General features: G+C 62.1%; 19 protein-coding genes. 4 read left to right on the forward strand and 15 right to left on the reverse strand.

The features are described from left to right. Positions 1-21: 21 nt before the first annotated feature. From QRN22_RS05360 to adhP, 6 genes are all read right to left on the reverse strand, one after another. The gene (locus QRN22_RS05360; protein ID WP_042553388.1) at positions 22-756 is read right to left on the reverse strand and encodes an amino acid ABC transporter ATP-binding protein; all 735 of its coding nucleotides are present in this window, start codon (positions 754-756) and stop codon (positions 22-24) included. Next, positions 753-1421, reverse strand: coding sequence for an amino acid ABC transporter permease (locus tag QRN22_RS05365; RefSeq protein WP_179539526.1), 669 nt, complete (start codon positions 1419-1421; stop codon positions 753-755). The genes QRN22_RS05360 and QRN22_RS05365 overlap by 4 nt, the downstream gene beginning before the upstream one ends. Next, positions 1418-2164 carry an amino acid ABC transporter permease gene (locus QRN22_RS05370; RefSeq protein WP_042553386.1) on the reverse strand — a complete coding sequence of 249 codons (747 nt, stop codon included), beginning with the start codon at positions 2162-2164 and terminating at the stop codon, positions 1418-1420. Before QRN22_RS05370 ends, QRN22_RS05365 begins: the two co-directional genes overlap by 4 nt. Positions 2165-2336: 172 nt before the next feature. Then, positions 2337-3245 carry a glutamate/aspartate ABC transporter substrate-binding protein gene (locus tag QRN22_RS05375; protein ID WP_042553385.1) on the reverse strand — a complete coding sequence of 303 codons (909 nt, stop codon included), beginning with the start codon at positions 3243-3245 and terminating at the stop codon, positions 2337-2339. A gap of 282 nt (positions 3246-3527) precedes the next feature. Next, complete coding sequence (locus QRN22_RS05380; RefSeq protein ID WP_042553384.1) at positions 3528-4325, reverse strand: hypothetical protein; 798 nt, start codon at positions 4323-4325, stop codon at positions 3528-3530. An 88-nt stretch (positions 4326-4413) separates the two neighbouring features. After that, positions 4414-5436, reverse strand: coding sequence for an alcohol dehydrogenase AdhP (gene adhP / locus QRN22_RS05385; RefSeq protein ID WP_042553383.1), 1023 nt, complete (start codon positions 5434-5436; stop codon positions 4414-4416). Positions 5437-5658: 222 nt separating this feature from the next. Here adhP and purE point away from each other — a divergent pair, with 222 nt between their 5' ends. The 4 genes from purE (at position 5659) to QRN22_RS05405 (ending at position 8181) form a co-directional block, all read left to right on the forward strand. Further along, positions 5659-6150, forward strand: a complete 492-nt coding sequence (gene purE / locus QRN22_RS05390) for a 5-(carboxyamino)imidazole ribonucleotide mutase (RefSeq protein ID WP_042553382.1) — start codon at positions 5659-5661, stop codon at positions 6148-6150. Further along, positions 6150-7235, forward strand: a complete 1086-nt coding sequence (locus QRN22_RS05395) for a 5-(carboxyamino)imidazole ribonucleotide synthase (protein WP_042553381.1) — start codon at positions 6150-6152, stop codon at positions 7233-7235. Before purE ends, QRN22_RS05395 begins: the two co-directional genes overlap by 1 nt. A gap of 96 nt (positions 7236-7331) precedes the next feature. Then, on the forward strand, positions 7332-7580 hold the full coding sequence (locus QRN22_RS05400) for a GlsB/YeaQ/YmgE family stress response membrane protein (protein ID WP_042553380.1): 249 nt from the start codon (positions 7332-7334) through the stop codon (positions 7578-7580). A 67-nt stretch (positions 7581-7647) separates the two neighbouring features. Beyond that, complete coding sequence (locus QRN22_RS05405) at positions 7648-8181, forward strand: DUF3299 domain-containing protein (protein WP_042553379.1); 534 nt, start codon at positions 7648-7650, stop codon at positions 8179-8181. Between the two features lie 42 nt (positions 8182-8223). On the opposite strand, the gene QRN22_RS05410 is transcribed toward QRN22_RS05405, so the two are convergent. The 9 genes from QRN22_RS05410 to QRN22_RS05450 form a co-directional block, all read right to left on the reverse strand. After that, a complete protein-coding gene (locus QRN22_RS05410; protein WP_052493776.1) occupies positions 8224-9306 on the reverse strand; it encodes a lipase family protein in 1083 nt (360 codons plus the stop codon). Positions 9307-9406: 100 nt separating this feature from the next. Further along, positions 9407-9877, reverse strand: coding sequence for a DUF6795 domain-containing protein (locus QRN22_RS05415; RefSeq protein WP_042553377.1), 471 nt, complete (start codon positions 9875-9877; stop codon positions 9407-9409). A gap of 232 nt (positions 9878-10109) precedes the next feature. Then, positions 10110-11345, reverse strand: coding sequence for a TIGR02270 family protein (locus tag QRN22_RS05420; RefSeq protein WP_042553376.1), 1236 nt, complete (start codon positions 11343-11345; stop codon positions 10110-10112). Then, positions 11345-12244, reverse strand: coding sequence for a beta propeller repeat protein (locus tag QRN22_RS05425; RefSeq protein ID WP_042553375.1), 900 nt, complete (start codon positions 12242-12244; stop codon positions 11345-11347). Before QRN22_RS05425 ends, QRN22_RS05420 begins: the two co-directional genes overlap by 1 nt. 15 nt (positions 12245-12259) lie before the next feature. Further along, a complete protein-coding gene (locus tag QRN22_RS05430) occupies positions 12260-13441 on the reverse strand; it encodes a PAAR-like domain-containing protein (RefSeq protein WP_042553374.1) in 1182 nt (393 codons plus the stop codon). Then, complete coding sequence (locus QRN22_RS05435; protein WP_042553373.1) at positions 13441-14478, reverse strand: 3-oxoacyl-ACP synthase; 1038 nt, start codon at positions 14476-14478, stop codon at positions 13441-13443. Before QRN22_RS05435 ends, QRN22_RS05430 begins: the two co-directional genes overlap by 1 nt. Then, positions 14475-15587 carry a DUF2169 family type VI secretion system accessory protein gene (locus tag QRN22_RS05440; RefSeq protein WP_042553372.1) on the reverse strand — a complete coding sequence of 371 codons (1113 nt, stop codon included), beginning with the start codon at positions 15585-15587 and terminating at the stop codon, positions 14475-14477. The genes QRN22_RS05435 and QRN22_RS05440 overlap by 4 nt, the downstream gene beginning before the upstream one ends. 10 nt (positions 15588-15597) lie before the next feature. Beyond that, the gene (locus QRN22_RS05445; protein WP_042553371.1) at positions 15598-16056 is read right to left on the reverse strand and encodes a DUF6484 domain-containing protein; all 459 of its coding nucleotides are present in this window, start codon (positions 16054-16056) and stop codon (positions 15598-15600) included. A gap of 29 nt (positions 16057-16085) precedes the next feature. Beyond that, a complete protein-coding gene (locus QRN22_RS05450) occupies positions 16086-18311 on the reverse strand; it encodes a type VI secretion system Vgr family protein (RefSeq protein ID WP_042553370.1) in 2226 nt (741 codons plus the stop codon). Between the last annotated feature and the right edge of the window lie 210 nt (positions 18312-18521).

An 18521-nucleotide genomic window follows, 5' to 3' on the forward strand; every position in this document is an offset into this window, starting at 1 on the left:
TCGCCGCTTCCACAGGGTGTGTCAGTGCTGCAGGATCTTCGCGAGGAATTGCTGGGCGCGCTCGGAGCGGGCGCTCACGTCGCCGAAGAACTCTTCCTTGGGGCAGTCTTCGACGATCTGTCCGGCGTCCATGAAGATCACCCGGTCGGCGACCTTGCGGGCGAAGCCCATCTCGTGGGTCACGCACATCATGGTCATGCCTTCGTGAGCCAGTTGCACCATCACGTCGAGCACTTCGTTGACCATTTCCGGGTCGAGGGCCGAAGTCGGTTCGTCGAACAGCATGACGATCGGATCCATGGCCAGGGCGCGGGCAATCGCCACACGTTGCTGCTGGCCGCCGGAAAGCTGGCCGGGATGCTTGTGGGCATGTTCCGAGAGGCCTACGCGCTCGAGCAACTGCAGGCCCTTCTTGGTGGCTTCTTCCTTGCTGCGGCCCAGCACCTTGATCTGCGCGATGGTCAGGTTTTCGGTGATGGTCAGATGGGGGAACAGCTCGAAGTGCTGGAACACCATGCCGACCCGCGAACGCAGCTTGGGCAGGTTGGTTTTCTTGTCGGCGATGGAAGTGCCATCGACCACGATGTCGCCCTTCTGGAACGGTTCCAGCGCGTTGACGCACTTGATCAGGGTGGACTTGCCCGAGCCGGACGGCCCGCAGACCACCACCACTTCGCCTTTCTTGACGTCCGTGGTGCAGTCGGTCAGCACCTGGAAGTCCCCATACCACTTGTTGACGTTCTTGATGGAAATCATACGGCTAACCTTTTTTGCAGGAGCTTGACCAGCTGCGAGGCAGCGAAGCTGATGGTGAAGTAGACCAGGCCGGCGAAGATCAGGAATTCGTGGGGCTGACCGAGGATGTCACCGCGCGAACGGGCAGCGTTGAGGAAGTCCATCAGGCCGACGGTGTAAACCAGCGAGGTGTCCTGGAACAGGATGATGCTCTGCTGCAGCAGCAGTGGAGTCATCTTGCGGAACGCCTGGGGCAGGATGATCAGGCGCATGGTCTGACCGTAGCTCATGCCCAGCGCCTGGGCTGCGCCCATCTGGCCCTTGGGGATGGCCTGGATGCCGGCGCGGACGATTTCGCAGAAATACGCCGCCTCGAACATGATGAAGGCCACCAGGCAGGAGGCGAAGGCACCTACCGGTGTGTCTTCGCCGGTGATCCAGCGCAGGATGAACGGCACCGCGAAGTAGAACCAGGTGATCACCAGCAGCAGGGGGATCGAGCGGAAGTAGTTGACGTAGGTAGCCGCCAGCTTCGATAGAAACACGTTGCTCGACAGGCGCATCAGGGCCAGCAGGGTGCCCAGTACCACGCCGCCGATGACGCCCATGACCATGAGCTGCAGGGTCATGGCCATGCCTTCCCAGAGGCCTGGCAGGGCGGGGATGATCTGACTGAAGTCCATCATTTGCCTCCCACGGAAATCAGGCCAGGCACGGCGACCTTACGCTCGACCACACGCATGATCATCATCAGGCTCATGTTCAGGGTGAAGTAGATCAGCGTCGCCAGGGTGAAGGCCTCAAACAGGTTGGCGCTGAACTCGGCGGTCTGTTTGGTCTGCGCGAGCAGTTCCATGAGGCCGATCAGCGAGGCCACCGAAGAGTTCTTGAAGATGTTCAGGAATTCGCTGGTTAACGGCGGAATGATGATCCGATAGGCCTGGGGCAGTAGCACGTTGCTGTAGATCTGCGGCAGACGGAAACCCATGGCGTAGGCGGCGGCGGTCTGGCCGGCCGGCAACGCTTGAATGCCGGTACGAACCTGCTCGCAGACGCGGGCGGCGGTGAACAGACCCAGGCATACGACCACGCTGAGGTAGGCCGAAGTGGCAGGGTTGAGATCCTGCTTGAACCACAGCTCCAGGGGTTCCGGCAGCAGGTCGGGTACCAGGAAGTACCAGAGGAACAGCTGCACCAGCAGCGGCACGTTGCGGAACACTTCCACGTACGCCGTGGCGATCCCGGAAATCAGGCGATTCGGCACCGTGCGCATCACGCCGAGCAGGGAGCCGAGTGACAGGGCGATCAGCCAGCCGACCAGCGCGATGGCGATGGTCCAGCCCAGGCCGGTGATGAACCAGTCCAGGTAGATCTCGCTGCCAATGCCGGTGGACTTGAAGAATATGCCCCAGTCCCAGTTGTAGTTCATGCGGGTTTCCCCTCAGGTGGAGTAATGCGACGAAGCCGTCGCCAGGCAACAGTCGCCCGCATCCGCGTTGGCGGATGAGCGTCGGCTTGGTCAGGAAATTGGAGGAGAGGCCAGCGGCCTCTCCGAGTCCCCGCTACGCCCCCTCTCGTGAAGGGGGCGTGGCATCACACCGTCAGATCTGCTCTACAGACTTGTCGGTTGGTTCGGCGATCAGCTTCTTCAGCTCGTCGCTCATGGGGAAATTGAGGTTCAGACCTTTCGGTGGTACCGGCTGCTGGAACCACTTGTTGTAGATGTCGTTGATTTCGCCCGATGCGAAGGTCGCGCTGATGGCCTTGTCGACCACCTTCTTGAAGCCTTCGTCGCCTTTGCGAACCATGCAGCCGTAGATCTCGAAGGACTGCGGGGTGCCGACCACATGCCAGTCATCCGGCTTCTTGGCCTTGGCCATTTCGCCGGCGAGCAGGGCGTCATCCATCATGAAGGCCACGGCGCGGTTGGATTCGAGCATCAGGAAGGACTCGCCGTGATCCTTGGCGGAAATCACGTTCATGCCCATCTTCTTCTCGGCGTTCATGGACTTGAGCAGGCGCTCGGAGGTGGTGCCGGCGGTGGTCACCACGTTCTTGCCCTTGAGGTCATCGAAATCGTTGACGCCGCTGCTTTTCTTGGTCAGCAGGCGGGTGCCGACCTCGAAGATGCCGACGGAGAAATCGACCTGACGCTGACGCTCGACGTTGTTGGTGGTGGAGCCGCACTCCAGATCCACGGTGCCGTTCTGTACCAGCGGGATACGGGTCTGGGAGGTCACCAGGTTGTAGCGCACCTTCAGGTCAGGCAGCTCCAGTTCCTTTTTCAGCTCTTCGACGACCTTGAGCTGCAGGTCATGGGAGTAGCCAACCGGCTGCTTGGAGGTGTCGCCGAAGTACGAGAAGGGGATGGACGAGTCACGGTGACCCAGGGTGATGGTGCCCGAGTCCTTGATCTTCTTCAGGGTGCCGGTCAGTTCAGCCGCGAAAACCGGGCTGGACATCAGGGCGGCGGCAACGGCTACAGCCAGTACGCGGGGGACAATACGCATGGGTCGATTTCCTCGGTGTTGTTGTTATCGAAGCCGTACAGCGTGGTACGTGCTTCCGTGTGGAAGAGCTATCGCATTCCTGACGGGATAGAGAGCAGGATGTGTGCCAGGCGTGCATTGCCGCTTACTGTGATTTCAACTCATTGAAAAATATAGAAATTTAGTTCTATAAGGGTTTTTCTGGCAGGGCAGGTAATTCGGATGTTCGGTTTTCCGAAAGCTTTTCGTTCGGGAATCCGAACGTGGAGGGGTGGGGCGACCGGGGTCGCCCTTGCATCAGATTTACAGGTTGCGCAGGAATGCCTTGATGAAGTCGCCCTGGTTGGCCGCCTCACGTTCGGTGGTGAAAAGGATGCGGTCGTCTTGTTCACGAATCTTCATGTCGGCGCCGAAGCTGCACTGCACGGTGTCGAATTTGGCCGCTTGCTTCTTGAAGTCTGGAGCACTGCTGCACAGGTTGCCCATCTGGTTGACCACCTCGCCGCAATAGCTGGAGATGCTCACTTCCTTCATCAGCTTCTCATCGAGGTTTTTCAGATCGACTTCGGTTTTCACCGGGCTGCCACAGTTGGCTGAAGCCTGTGCGTCCATCTCTTTCAATTGCTCGACGTGATACTGCTGGCGTTTCTCACGGTCGAAGCGGGTGAGTTTTTCCTGCACGCCATCCTTCTTCTGCTTTTCGTAGAGCGCCAGCAGTTCGGTGGTCTTGACGGCCTTGCTGGCCTTTTCGTCGAGGCCCAGATAACGGGGCTCGCGGTCGTTGGGCAGGTACAGCTGGTAGGACTCTCCGCCCCAGGACTGGCGCTGGCCGATGAGAACATAGGCGCTGCCATCGAGCGTGGTGGTGTAGTCGTTTTCCTGTTGGCCGCGCGCTTTCACGTCGGTCAGCAGTACCACTTCATCCAGGGGATGGTTGATGCCGTTGATCTGCACCAGTGCCTGCTTTTCATCACTGCTGGGCGCGACGGTGACGCTGACTCCGTCACCGGTGGTGAAGGCCTTGGGATATTTGGCGAGCTCCAGCGCACTGGCATTGGCGGTGAGGAGGGTGGCGGCGATAAGCAGCGACAGCCGTGTCATGGCGTAGTCCTTTTCATGGAGTTGGGGGAATTCTAGAGGCGTCCGACAGCGAAGGATGTGACTGCGTTCCCCTCTGGCGAACCCGCGCTCAGAATTGCATGACCACCCGACCCTCGACCTTGCCGGCGCGCAACTGCTCGAGGATGCCATTGACGTTATCCAGCGTATCGCGGTGAATGGTCGCCTTGACCAGCCCCTCGCCAGCGAAGTCCAGGGCCTCCTGCAGATCCGCGCGGGTGCCGACGATGGAGCCGGTGATGCTGATGGCCTTGAGCACCACATCGAATATCGGCGTGGGAAAATCGCCTGGTGGCAGCCCCACCAGCGCGACGGTGCCGCCGCGGCGCGCCATGCCGATGGCCTGACCGAAAGCGCTGTTCGACACTGCCGTGACCAACACGCCATGGGCTCCGCCGATATCGCGTTGAATGACGTCGACCGGATTTTCGTGGCGGGCATTGATGGTCAGGCTGGCACCGAGTTTCCTGGCCAGCTCCAGCTTGGCATCGTCGACATCGATGGCGGCCACGTGCAGGCCCATGGCGCGAGCGTACTGCACGGCGACGTGGCCCAGGCCGCCGATGCCGGAAATGGCCACCCACTGACCGGGGCGCGCACCGGTGACTTTCAGGCCCTTGTAGACGGTGACCCCTGCGCAGAGGATCGGCGCGATCTCGGCGAATTCGACGTTCTTCGGCAGAACACCCACATAGTTGGGGTCGGCCAGCACGTACTCGGCGTAGCTGCCGTTCACCGAATAGCCGGTGTTCTGCTGATCGGCGCAGAGGGTTTCCCAGCCCGTGAGGCAGTGCTCGCAGCATCCGCAGGCGGTATACAGCCAGGGCACGCCGACGCGGTCGCCTTCACGGATGCGGGTCACACCAGCGCCCACCGCTGCGACATGGCCAACGCCTTCATGCCCGGGGATGAACGGCAGGCTGGGTTTCACCGGCCAGTCGCCGTCGGCGGCATGCAGGTCGGTGTGGCAGACGCCGGCTGCCTCGATCTTCACCAGTATCTGCCCGGGGCCGGGCAGCGGAACCTTCACTTCCTCGAGCCGCAAGGGCTCGCCAAAGGCATGAACGACGGCTGCTTGCATGGTCTGTCGCATGGCGCGGTCCTCTCTGATGAAGAACCTCAGTATGGAAGGTCTGCCACGCCTGGCATTGCCTCAGGACAATAGCCGGCGTTATCGCCCGGACTTCCGACGGGCGGCCGATTATCGATTTGCGCACGACTGCAGTATAATTGCCGGTTTCCGCAAACCACGCCTACCGCGTGGTTTGTTGTTTCTGCCGCGGCGCCAAGCGCCCGAGACGAGAGAGGCACGACGATGAGCGCACTGGTTGGCGTGATCATGGGTTCCAAATCCGACTGGAGCACCCTGAGCCATACCGTCGAGATGCTGGATAAATTAGGCATTCCCAACGAAGTGAAGGTGGTTTCTGCCCACCGCACCCCGGATCTGCTGTTCCAGTACGCTGAAGAAGCCGAAGACCGTGGTATTCAGGTGATCATCGCCGGTGCCGGTGGTGCCGCCCACCTGCCTGGCATGTGCGCCGCCAAGACTCACCTGCCGGTGCTCGGCGTGCCGGTGCAGTCGTCGATGCTGTCGGGCGTCGACTCGCTGCTGTCCATCGTGCAGATGCCGGCTGGCATTCCAGTCGCCACCCTGGCTATCGGCCGTGCCGGTGCCATCAATGCCGCGCTGCTGGCGGCGAGCATCCTCGGTCATCAGCACCCGCAGTTCCACGCGGCGCTCAAGCAGTTCCGCGACGAGCAGACCAATACCGTGCTGGACAACCCGGACCCGAGGGCGCAGTGATGAAGATCGGCGTGATCGGGGGCGGCCAGCTCGGCCGCATGCTGGCCCTGGCGGGTACACCGCTGGGCATGAATTTCGCGTTTCTCGACCCGGCCCCGGATGCCTGCGCACAGGCGCTGGGCGAACATATCCGTGCCGATTACGGCGATCAGGATCATTTACGCCAACTGGCCGATGAAGTCGATCTGGTGACCTTCGAGTTCGAAAGCGTACCCGCTGAAACCGTGGCGTTCCTGTCTCAGTTCGTGCCGGTCTACCCGGGTGCCGAGGCGCTGCGCATCGCTCGTGATCGCTGGTTCGAGAAATCGATGTTCCGTGATCTGGGCATTCCCACGCCGGAATTCGCCGACATCCAGTCCCAAGCCGATCTCGATGCGGCGGCTGCCAGCATTGGCCTGCCGGCGGTGATGAAGACCCGTACCCTGGGTTACGACGGCAAGGGCCAGAAGGTTCTGCGCAAGCCTGAAGACGTCACCGGCGCCTTCGCCGAACTGGGTAGCGTGCCTTGCATCCTCGAAGGTTTCGTGCCGTTCAGTGGTGAAGTGTCGCTGGTCGCCGTGCGCGGCCGTGATGGCGAGACGCGCTTCTACCCGCTGGTGCACAACACCCACGACAGCGGCATTCTCAGCCTGTCCGTGGCCAGCACCGAGCATCCGCTGCAAACGCTGGCCGAAGACTACGTCGGCCGTGTGCTGGAGCAACTCGATTACGTCGGCGTCATGGCTTTCGAGTTCTTCGAGGTCGACGGTGGTCTCAAGGCCAACGAGATCGCGCCGCGGGTACACAACTCCGGGCACTGGACCATCGAAGGTGCCGAGTGCAGCCAGTTCGAGAACCACCTGCGTGCCGTCGCCGGCCTGCCGCTGGGCTCGACCGCCAAGGTCGGCGAGAGCGCCATGCTCAACTTCATCGGCAGCGTACCGGCTGTGGATAAGGTGGTGGCCATCGATGATTGCCATCTGCATCACTACGGTAAGGCCTTCAAGGCCGGACGCAAGGTTGGCCATGCCACATTGCGCTGTGCGGATCGGGCGACCCTCGATAGCCGTATCGCCGACGTACAGGCACTGATCGCAGCAGGCTAGGCGTCTGGCGCGGGAGGTTGAACCTCTCCAGCGCTGCGCTCGTCAGATGGAAGGCGCCGCATTCGTGCGGCGCCTTTTTCTATTCTGGAGGGCGTCATGGGTATTATCGGCACTATTTTAATCGGCCTGATCGTCGGGTTGATCGCCCGTTTCCTCAAGCCAGGCGATGACAGCATGGGTTGGATCATGACCATCCTGCTGGGTATCGGTGGCTCCATCGCCGCCACTTACGGTGGTCAGGCACTGGGTATCTACCAGGCGGGTGAAGGCGCCGGTTTCATCGGCGCGGTGGTTGGTGCGATCATCCTGCTGGTGATCTACGGCTTGATCACCAAGAAACGCTGAACCGGTAGCCTGACGCGTCGACGCCCGGCTACTCTCTGTTGGCCATTACCACCGTGAGTCCCCGTCGATGCGTTACCTGCTGTTGGTCCTGCTGTTGTTGAGCGGCTTCGCCCGCGCCGAACTCCCCGAAACCGACTGGCTGGAGCTGATGCCCGAAGAGGATCAGCGAGCGCTGGAGCAGATGCCCGAGATCACCCACGACAGCCCTGAAGCGGCTGGCAGCTTCGACAGCAAGGGTGGCCTCAAGCAACAGGAAAAGGGCTTGCCCGCAGTCATGTATTCGGCCAAGACGGTGCCGGCCATGAACGGCAAGAAGATTCGCCTCGGCGGCTACCCGGTTCCACTGGAAACCGACAACGCCGGGCGCAGCACGCTGTTCTTCCTGGTGCCCTACCCAGGCGCCTGCATCCACGTTCCACCACCGCCGCCCAATCAACTGGTGCTGGTGCGCTATCCCAAGGGCATCGCCCTGGACGATATCTACGAGCCACTCTGGGTCAACGGTACGCTGAAGATCGAGCCGGTCAGCAACGACCTGGCCGACGCTGCGTATGCGCTGGATGCCAGCAGCGCACGGATGGTCGAGGAAAGCGATCTGTGATGAACGGTGGCGCCCGTTCGGGCGCCACCGTCATTCAGCGATTCACGAGCGAATCACGAGCTGCATGGCTTGGCGCGCCATGTCGACGACCGCCCTGGCCAGCAGATCGAGCACCCAGCGCAGGAAGAACGTGGTCACTTCGATGGTGGCCGGCACTGCGCGACCCAGGAACTTGAAGATTTTCACGATCAGGGCGCGGATCGAATCGCTGATGTCCTTGCAAAGCTGTGCGCCCTGCACCAGGACACTGGCAATCTGATCCAGCACGGTCATGCTCACGGTGATCGCGCTGCCGATGACGATATTGGCCGCCTTCTTGAGCAGGTACTGCATGGCCTTGGAGATCATCCACAATGTCGCTGCGGAATGCATGGTGGGGCCGTAGCTGGCGCTCTCCAGCCAGATGTCGATTTCCCGATCGAGTGGCGGCTCAGGGTTGCGATACAGCCCTGTCCAGGTGGCATCGCCAATAGCGGGCAGGTACTGGGTCATACGGTGTGCGTTGGGGCTGATCTGTGCGCCCTTCCAGGGGATCATGCAGACATTGCCACTGACCGGCACATGGCTGAACGGGAAGATCGGCACCATGCTCACCGGGTCGGCGCTGTGGTAAACGCGATGGATGTTGGTGGCGCCCAGCTTGCCGCTCAGGTGTCGGGCGAAGCCGCCGACGCCGGTGCGTGGTGAGCCGAAGGTGTAGAGCTTGATTCCGGCCACGCCGAGCTCACTGAGGTGATCTGCCGCCAGGGTCGCCAGTGCACCGCCCAGGCTGTGGCCCACGCAGTGCACGGTGCTGGGGTTGCGCCCGCGCATGAAGGAATCGAGATCGTTGCGTAACGACTTGAATGTTTCGTTGAAGCCCGCGTGCACAGGCCAGGTGCTCGGGCCGCGTTGCAGGCCGGCATTCGCATCGGTCATCGCATCTGCAAAGGTGTCGGTACCGCGAAATGCCAGCAGCATCTCTCCCTGCCGCCCCCCTACGCCGTGTACGGCATAGGCGAAGCCTGTCCGTGTACGGAAAACAGCACCGCTGGTTCCACTGGCCATTTGCAGATTGGAGAAGTCGAATGAGTTGCTCAGCCCGAGACGGGCGGCTTCATCCTCCACACCGCCCTTGGATGACATGACGGCATCCTTGACGGTGTAGACATGCGTTGCGATCTGCGCAGATTGTTTGGGGCTCAAGGGGTTCACAGCCGAATCCTTCTGGTCTGATGATGGGGCGTTACTGAAGAACGCAGATGCCGAATGTTTCAGTTTCCGGGTGAGCGACGGGTTCGCTGTTGAGCTCACAGATGAACTTCAGTGGGCGGCCCTGCACCTCACCCAGGTTGTCGTAATTGTGTTTGGTGAATACCCAGCCTTTGTGTTCCTTGCCCTGATAGCGCAGGGTGATGCGCTGGCCGGTCACCGGCTCGTGGGGCATGAAGCCTGCCGTCAGTGATTTCGCAGTCACGGCCGGCAGTTTAAAGCGGCCTTGGGCATCGGATTGTGTGGCGTTGGTGCGGTGCTCGTTTTTCCAGTGCCAGTGATATTCCTGTTCTATCTCCACACCCTGAACAGGTTTGCCGTCGAGCAACACGGTGCCCTCTACCTCGGAGAACAGATAAAGCGTCTTGGAAAAAGCCATGGCGTAACCCTGTGTGAGTAGTCCGATAAGCAGCAATGCGCAGCAGGAGAGTGATTTGCGGTTCAAGGTCGTTCCCTCGCCGAATGGCTGAGCGTTTCGGGACGTGCCGCAGGTTGATTGCTGCGGCGGGGCGGAGTCAGCTGCGCTGTGCGCAGACCGATGGAGTAGGCGTGCCGGTGAGCAGGCGGTTTCTTCGAGCGGGATTTCTGCCCATGGCTGGCGCTGGAGTATAGCGACGGAGCCGGTCGGGATTTCTTGAGCATGTTCGCACTCTCCTTGTGTCGTTGATCGCTTCGGCTCAGCAGCCCAGCAATCGCTTTTGCCGGCGCGCCGGTGCATCGCTTGCAAACAGCACGCTGGTCGGCTGGTAGCGCGCTAGCAAGCTGGCCGCTGCACGTCGCTGCCGCTGTGTGCCGCTGCGCAGCACGGCCATGCATTGTCGCTCGCTGAACGGCTGGCCCAGCAAATACCCGGTGCCTGGTTGCAAGCGCTGCTGCTGGCCTTGCCACCATTGTTCGACCTGATGCGGATCGGGCCAGGGCAGGTCGATGTCCGGGCCCATGCTGACGTTGGCGTCGGATGGATCATCGGTAGGGCCGTCGTCGTAGTCGGGATAGACGCTCAATTCCAGGTCGAGTTCCGCGAGGTCGGCACCGGTAATCAGGCCGAACGCTTCACCTGCCGCACGGGCTGTAGGCAGTTCGTGCATCTGCCGAATCAGCCAGGGAACGGTCTGCGGATCACCGAGCAGACCGATGGCCTGGATCGCCATGTGGCGATGCGCCTCGCTCTGCATCAGACCGCGTAACCAGGCGACGCTGGCCTCCCGCGGTTGCCAGGCGAGCAGCACCTCGAGCGCGGGCCGGCGCCGTTCACCCGGCTGTTCGGCGAACAGGCGCAGGTTGCCGAGCGCTTCCTGGTCACCCATCTGGGCGCTGGCCCAGTTGCTCCAGAAACGCACCTCATCGTCACCGTGCAGGCGGTGCTGACGCAGCGGCTGCAGCAGGTCGCGGCGCCGCAGGGTACCAGCCAGCCGAGCTGCGGCGGCCAGTACGCTGGCATCACCGTGGCCGAGGGCCGAGAGCAACGCCGGGCCTGGGTCCTTGCCGTGCAGGGCGTGGGCCGCCAGAGCGATACGGCGGCGCTGTACGTCAGTGGCATGCAGATCGCGCTCGATCAGCGGGCAGACTTCGGGCCACTCCAGCCAGCCCAATGCGGCGACAAGAAACGGCTCGCCCTCGGGGTTGGCGTGCAGGTGCTGATACAGCGTCTGCAGAGCGCTGTCGTTGCTCAGCCGCAGTGCCAGCGCAGCCGTAGCGAATACTTCGCCCTGAGCGTGTGGGGTGAGTTGCTCCAGCAACAGGTGAAGTCCCTTGAGACCAGCGATCTGCAGCCCATCGAGATGCGCCTCGATCCGCTCGTCCAGGTCGCCGAGATGCCCCAGGTCATAATGGGGCGCGCCGACGGCATAGCTGCGCAGTCCGGCGAGGAAGGCGGCTTCTTCAGCGTGTTGGTCGAGGATGGTGGCGATCATCAGTCGATGCGGGTCCAGGTACTGCCGTCGAAGGCCATGATGTCCTTGGCGCCGAATGACCACAGTACACCGTCAGCCACACTGAGGTGATAGTAAGTAGCCGGCGTGTCCTCTCCGAAGTCCACTGCTACCAGGCTGTCACCCTGAAGCGTATACAAGCCACGCAGTGTAGAGAGGTAGAGCGTGCCGTCATACCAGGCCAGATCCCATATGTCGCTGCTGATATCCTCCTGCTCGATTGGCTGCCAGCTGTCACCACGACCTACGATCAGAAGTCCGCGCCGGCCCGAGGCATAGACCTGACCATCTCCGGCGCAGAGCACACGGGTCAGCAGGAGGTTGGTCGGGCTTTCCTTTTGGCTCCATTGTTGGCCGTTGTAGTGCCAGATCTCGCCATCCCATCCAACAGCGTATAGATCGCTTTCGTCAAAGCCATCGATGGACTCGAAGCCTTTCGTTTCGCCGATTGCGGGGCGGATGGTTTGATCGAGGCAGGTCCAGTGGTCAACGTCATCACGTCGATAAACTTGTCGGCCCATTCCAACAGCAAATGTTTTCTGGCCGATCGTTCGTGCTTGTCTCAAATGGCCGCGATCGATGGGATCTCCATCAGGCGTTTTAATCTTTTCGTCGTTCTCCTGGCCGCTACCGAATAGACGGATATCACCATAGGGCGACATGAACAGAGCTTGTTCTAGATGTTCTCGGGTAATAGTTACACTGACAGTGGGCCAGTCTTTCATATCGTCGTAACCCCACTGTCCTGCATCCCAGCTGTACAAGTGAGAGTGCTCAATCCGTGCCTCGAGGCTGTCGTCTTGGGTAACGATATAAGCGAGATCGTTGTACCGAACAGCCCCCGTAATGAAGGTATCTGTCCGGCTCTTTCTATCTGACATCGGCTGCACCTATTACTATCGACTTGATTTAGTGCTTGTAGCGCGCAACTTCTTTGATCGAGCTTTGACTGCCGCATCCGCTGCCTTCTGGGCGTCGTCACCTTTGTACCCGGTCGCAATCATGCGGCAATCCGTTTGATCATCGATGCCACATTGGTTGTGATAGGCATCCAACTGCGCTTCCGTGCACGCCGGGTCGCAGCCTGATTCGGGAAATGTTTTGCCTACTGCCTTCACGCCAAAGCCTTTGGCCTGGCCGTAGGTAACGCTGACCAAGCGAGCCGAGCTGTCATCTTCGAAGGTGATTCGCTTTGACTGCGCGCCGCTATTGAGTGCTGCGTTGCTCTGATAGGTATGCATCAACCCGTGTGTGCCGTGGTACTGATTGCAGCCTTCCACACAGATGCAGGGAGCCTTGTCGCCGTTGTAGGGGCTCGTTCCCTTGATTGCCTTCGATTCCTTACCGCCACGCCCCTTGTTGAAGAAAGAACCTGCTTCAACCAAGTGGTGGCCTGTTTGTCCTGGGCAACAACCGGCTTGCCCCGCAGTGGGTTTGTACGGGGTGAGCTGACATCGCCTGGCGCTCAGGCATTTGTCTGCACCAACCTTGTCGGCGTAAGCGTTTGCCGCCTGTTGGGTTTCCGGTTTTCCATCCGGAGGGCAGGGGCTAGGGCCATCCGGCTTATGGGGTGAAAAATCCTTACAGGCATCCTTCTCTTTCTTGATGTCTTCCTTGCACGGCCCTTCACCCTTGCTCACCGCCATCTGATCCAGATACGGCCAGGTGGGCGTATTCCCCGGCATCGACCCATGGTTATGGGTGGTCAGGTCCATATGCCGGACCACGTTCTTGCCTTCGAACTTGACGTCCATCGACCAGGAGGTGAAGTACACCTTGCCCTTGATCTTGCTGGTGATGATGCCTTTCTTCGGGGCGCGGCCGGGTTCGTCGCCGTAGCTGGTCTTGTAGTAGCTCTTGTTCTTGAGCATCACTTCCTTGCGGGTGATGCGGATGGTGCGCGTGCCCTTGGTGGTGTCCTTGGATAGCCCGGTGTTGGGGTACGGGATCGGGATGCCCAAGGGCATCGGCGGCGTCTGCGGTGGCGTAAAGCAGACGTCGGGAAAGGCAGCGATGGACTTGCCGCTGGCCGATTTGCAGGAAATTTCCCGGTTGTTGGCATAGACCTCGTTGGCCATCAGGCAGCTCCCACCCGTTGATAGCTGAGCAGCGCGACGACACGTTCGCCGGCGTCGTTGCCCAGTTGATAGACGATGTTCGAACCGAGACCGTAGCCCTTGCGAGATGCGGCCAGGGCCACCGCCAGCATGGCCGGGCCGATGGCCGCGCCACACTCGCCGATGCAGTCGGCGGGGTGCCAGATGTCGAACTCCTCCTTGACCACCCGCAGCGTGCGGCTCAGCGCCAGGGCCGCTTCCTTGAAGTAATACTGCTCGCCGGAGTTGTCGGTCAGGCGGTAGTCCATCTGCTCCATACGGCAGTTGCCGTCCTTGAGCGCCGCCTGGGTGGCCTGCACCAGGCCGTCGGCGCGCAGCGGGATGTCGTCGGCTTCCACGGTGGCTTTCTCGATGCCAAAGCCCAGCCCGAAGCAGATCAGCTGCTCGGTGTCCTGGCGCACCGGTGCGCCGACGACGACGGCCGCCGCGCCTTCGCCGGGAATGAAGCCATTGGAATGGCGGCTGGTGAGCAGTCGCTGGCGTTGCTCGAAGGCCGACAGGGTGGCTGCGTTGAGGAACGAGTCGACCCCGGCGATCAGCACGTGCCGATGGCCACCTTCGTGGATCAGCCGGCGCGCATTGAGCAGCGCCACGCCGGCGCTGACCCGGCCGCGCGGTATCAGCGTGGACGCGCCATGAAACTGCACGCCCAGCTCGCGCTCGATGTCGCGCAGCAGGCTGCTGTCCAGGCCATCGCTGCGGCCCGGGCGATCCAGTTCGGCGACGCCGAGCAGCAGCGGCGTATTGGCGCAATCCAGGCCTGGCACCGCCGCCAGGCTTTCGGCGATGGCGCGGGCTGCCATCTTCACCAGCTTGATTCGGCCGCGCCAGGGCTCTTCCAGAGGCACGCTGGCAGCGACTTGCCACTCACCGCCGCCGTCGATGAAGCGGGTTTCCTGAAAGTTGTCGAGGGCGCAGCGGATCGCCGCGCAACTGGCCGGCGCGCTCAGGCCCACGGCGCTGACCATGCCGCTGGAGAGGATGCTGAGGGCGCTCATGACAGGTCATCCTCGGTCGAGCGGCTGCGGCTCAGTGCGGCCAGCGACGGATAGTAGTCCTTGCCCAGCTCGCGGGCGCGCCACCAGGCCCGGGACTTCTCACCGACCAGCACCTGGGCGATCTCGAACAGGCTGCGCTTGAGCGGCCGGCGGGTGCGCCAGGTGATTTCCACCTGGTTGGCGTCGGTGTCGACCAGCAGGGTGTCGATTACCGCCTGCGTCGTTTCATGGCCGCCGCCGCTGAGGAAATAGGTCACCGGCATGCGTACGCTGGGCACCCGGAAACCGGCGCGCTCGGTGGGCAGCAAGCCAAGCAGGAAAACCTCTTCGCCGCCCTTGAGGTAGTCAGTCTGCTGATCGGCTGGGGCCGCCTGGAAATAGCGCTCGTCGAAGTCCCGGGGCAGGAATGGGAACTGCTCGTCCTGCCAGGCCTGGTCGTAGGTGCCGGCAAAGCCGGCACGGGCCTGCCAGTGCTTGCCCAGTGGGCCGAGCGCCATGGGGGCGAAGTCGCCATGGGGGGCGTCCACGGGCTGGCCGAGCTTTTCGGTATTGGGCATCGGCATGCCGACCACGGTGCCGCCGCTCAGGCTGCGCGGGTACCAGCCCTGGCCGGCCGGGTTGCGCAGGTTGCACAGCAGATGCTCGTGGTTGCCCGGTGCCGGATGGCTGCCGCCGAAGGCGCTGGCGTAGGAAATGTCCTGGCGCACGAACGGCTGCGCCAGTCCGGCGGTGGTGCCGAGAGCGCCGGGCTGCCACTGCCGTGGTCCATATACGCTGAACGCTTTGCTGACCCGGCCGACGCGGATGCCGACGGTGAGCTGGGTGACGGGGCGTCCGCCCGGAGCATGGGCGCTGCCACTTACCAGCACGTCGCAGTAGGGCTTGAAGGGGGCGAAGTCGAACTCGCGCAGCGGGGCCGACAGGCCGGGCTCGCCAGCGAAGGTGTCACTCATCAGCAGCGGCTGCTGGGTTTCCAGCAGGCGCGCCACGCTGCCGTCCACTGGCAGGTCGAAGGTGCCCTTGACGATGACCACCAGATACTCGCGGCCATCGGCATCCAGACCCTGGTTGTAGGCCGCCACCATTCGCGTGGCATTGAGCAGTTCCATGGGCGGCTTCTTAGTTGATCTGCACCGAACCGCCCTTGATGCGGTTCACGCCGCTGGAGCGGCTGGACAGGTAGGCGCCCTTGATCAGCACCTTGCCTTCGCGGGTCAGGGTGATGCTGGCCTTGCCGCAGCGCAGCACGATCTCGCGCTCGGCGCTGAATTCCAGGCGCTCGCCGTCGAGGTGTGCCACCGCCGCAGGTGCGCTGGCAGGTGCCTGCGGCAGGCGCTGGATGCGGCCGATCACCAGCGGCTGAGATGGGTCGCCGGCGACGAACATCAGCGCCACCTGAGCGCCGATGTCTTCACGGCTGAGCGTCGTGGTGGTGGTCGCGGCGATACCGGTCTCCGCTGGGCAGCCGGGGAATGCCACGACCGGGCTGGACGCCTGCGGCACATCGAGCAGTACACCGATGACCACGCCGTCGAGACGGGTGATGGCAGGGACTGGGGTGTGGAACTGGACTGTCATGCGCATTGCTCCATGGCCGCTATCGCTGCTCAGTTCTGCAGGATCTTCTGGCCTTTCATCACGATGTTCTTGGCTGCCTTGACGTTGATCGCCCCGGAGCCGTCGATGCTGATGTTCTTGCCACGAATGACGATGGTGCCGTCCTTCTTCATGGTGATGCTCGCAGCGCCGGTCTGCAGGGTGATCGAGTCGCCGGCCTTGAGCACGAAGTTCTTGCCGACATGCAGGTTGTCATCCTTGAGGACACGGCTATTGCGCTCGCCGCGCACGTAGTGCGACTCGTTGCCGCCTGCCATGGTCGCCAGATCGGCGCCGATGAGCACATACTCGTTGGCGGTGATCAGCGCGGTACGGTCAGCGCCGATGGTGGTGCGCTCGCTGTTGCCCACGCTTTCGGTACGGTTGGCGCCGATGCTGATGGTTTCGTTACTGCCCACGCTCTCGGTGCGGTTGGCGCCGATGCTGATGGTTTCGTTGCTGCCCACGCTCTCGGTACGGTTGGCGCCGATGGCGATGGTCTCGTTACTGCCGACCTGCTCGCTACGGTTCACGCCGATGGTGATGGTTTCGTTGTTGCCGACCTTTTCGGTACGGTCGACGCCGATGGTGATAGTCTCGTGGTTGTCCACCGTTTCGGTGCGATCGTGTTTGACGTGCACCGTCTCATCGTTGTCGACGGTCTTGCTGCGATCGTGGCCCACCCAATGGGTCTCGTCGTTCTCGACCTCGATGTCCTGATTCTTCTCGGCATGGATGAACAGCTGCTCCTCGCCCTTCTTGTCTTCCATGCGGATTTCATTGAAGTTGGCCGGCGTGCCGCCCTTGCTCGAGCGGCTCTTGGTGCCGCTCTGGGTGGCGTTGGCAGGCAGCTCGTAGGGCACCGTCTGTTCGGCGTTGTAGACGCGACCGGTGACGATCGGCCGGTCGGGATCACCCTCGAGAAAGCTGACGATGACTTCCTGGCCGATGCGCGGAATCTGGATGGAGCCCCAGTTCTTGCCGGCCCAGTTCTGCGATACACGGATCCAGCAGGAACTGTTCTCGTTGGACTGGTCGTGGCGATCCCAGTAGAAATGCACCTTCACCCGGCCGAACTGATCGGTCCAGATCTCCTCGCCCTTGGGGCCGACCACCATGGCCGTCTGCGGTCCCTGCACGATCGGCTGCACGGTCAGCGGCAGCGGGCGGAACACCTGGCTGGCGTCGATGCAGGTGAGGCTGCTGTCGAACTGGAAGCTCTCGCTGCCGCGGCCGCTCTCGTACAGGTCCTGGGTGATGGTGTATTCGCTGTCGACGATCAGGTATTCGCGGTTCTGGTCATCGCGCGGGTAGTCGGTGAGGCTGAACAGATGACCGCTGCCCAAGCCGCGGGCGTTGCCCTTCAGGCGAATCTGCTCGTGCTGGGCCTGAATCGCCTCGATGCGATTGCGCGCGTACTGCTCGCCGTCCTTGCTCTGCACGTACTCGCCCGGGTAATCGTAGAGCGGATAGTCGGCGTTGCTGTGCTCGCGGGCGATGCTGGAGCGAACTTCCAGGCGCGCGCTGGGGCGCTGGAAGTCATAGTCGTTGAGCGCCAGGGAGCCGGGTTGCACTTCGTGCGCCAGGTGCCAGTCATGAATGTGGTCGCGCTCGCGCATCTGATCGTCGAGCGGGTAGAAGGGCACACGGGCGTAGCCGGGCGCCGTGCCGTGCGCACCGTAGGCGTCGCAGAGCACCAGCACGTGACGCTCCTGCTCGTGGCGAAAGTAGTAGTAGATGCCTTCCTGTTCCATCAGCCGGCTGACGAAGTCGAAGCTGGTCTCGCGGTACTGCACGCAGTAGTCCCACTCGCGATAGGAGCGGGTGAGGGCGTCTTCGAAATCGGAGAAGCCGAGATCTCGGAATACCTGCTTGATGATCTCGGGTACGGTCTTGCTCTGGAAGATCCGGCAGTCGGAGGTCCGCGACAGCAGCCATAGCCAGGGCTTGAGCGTGACCTGGTAACTGGCGAACTGACCACGATGGGCGGTTTGGCTGCAACGGGCGACGATGCCGTGGAAGTAGCGGTCGCTGCCATCGGCCAGTTGCACGGCGATGCCCATGGGCTTGCCGAGCAGGTTGTTGAGCTTCAGCGATGAGTTTTCGGACGCCAGGCTCAACTGGTACTGGAACAGGCGGCCGAGGGATTCGGTGCCGTTCAGGCGCTCCATGACCAACGCATTCGCGCCGAGCGGGCTGCTGACCTTGGCCATGCGCGACTGTTGTGTGATTGCCATTTCCGTGACCCTGCGATGCCGTCCTGTGCCGAAGATAACCGGGAATGCGGTTACGTGCTGAGACGCCGTTGGGAATGCGCGCTCGAGCTGGCCTGTCCGTCTGATTTTTTGCGGACTGGTGCGGCGCTGTCGATCACAGCGCTCGGTCAGGCCAGCGATGCGCAAAGGTGTCGCAAGCGATATGACATTGTCCAGTAATGGCGATAAGCC

Origin of the sequence: Pseudomonas sp. MEJ086, from assembly GCF_030209025.1 — a bacterium.
Classification (GTDB): domain Bacteria; phylum Pseudomonadota; class Gammaproteobacteria; order Pseudomonadales; family Pseudomonadaceae; genus Aquipseudomonas; species Aquipseudomonas fulva_A.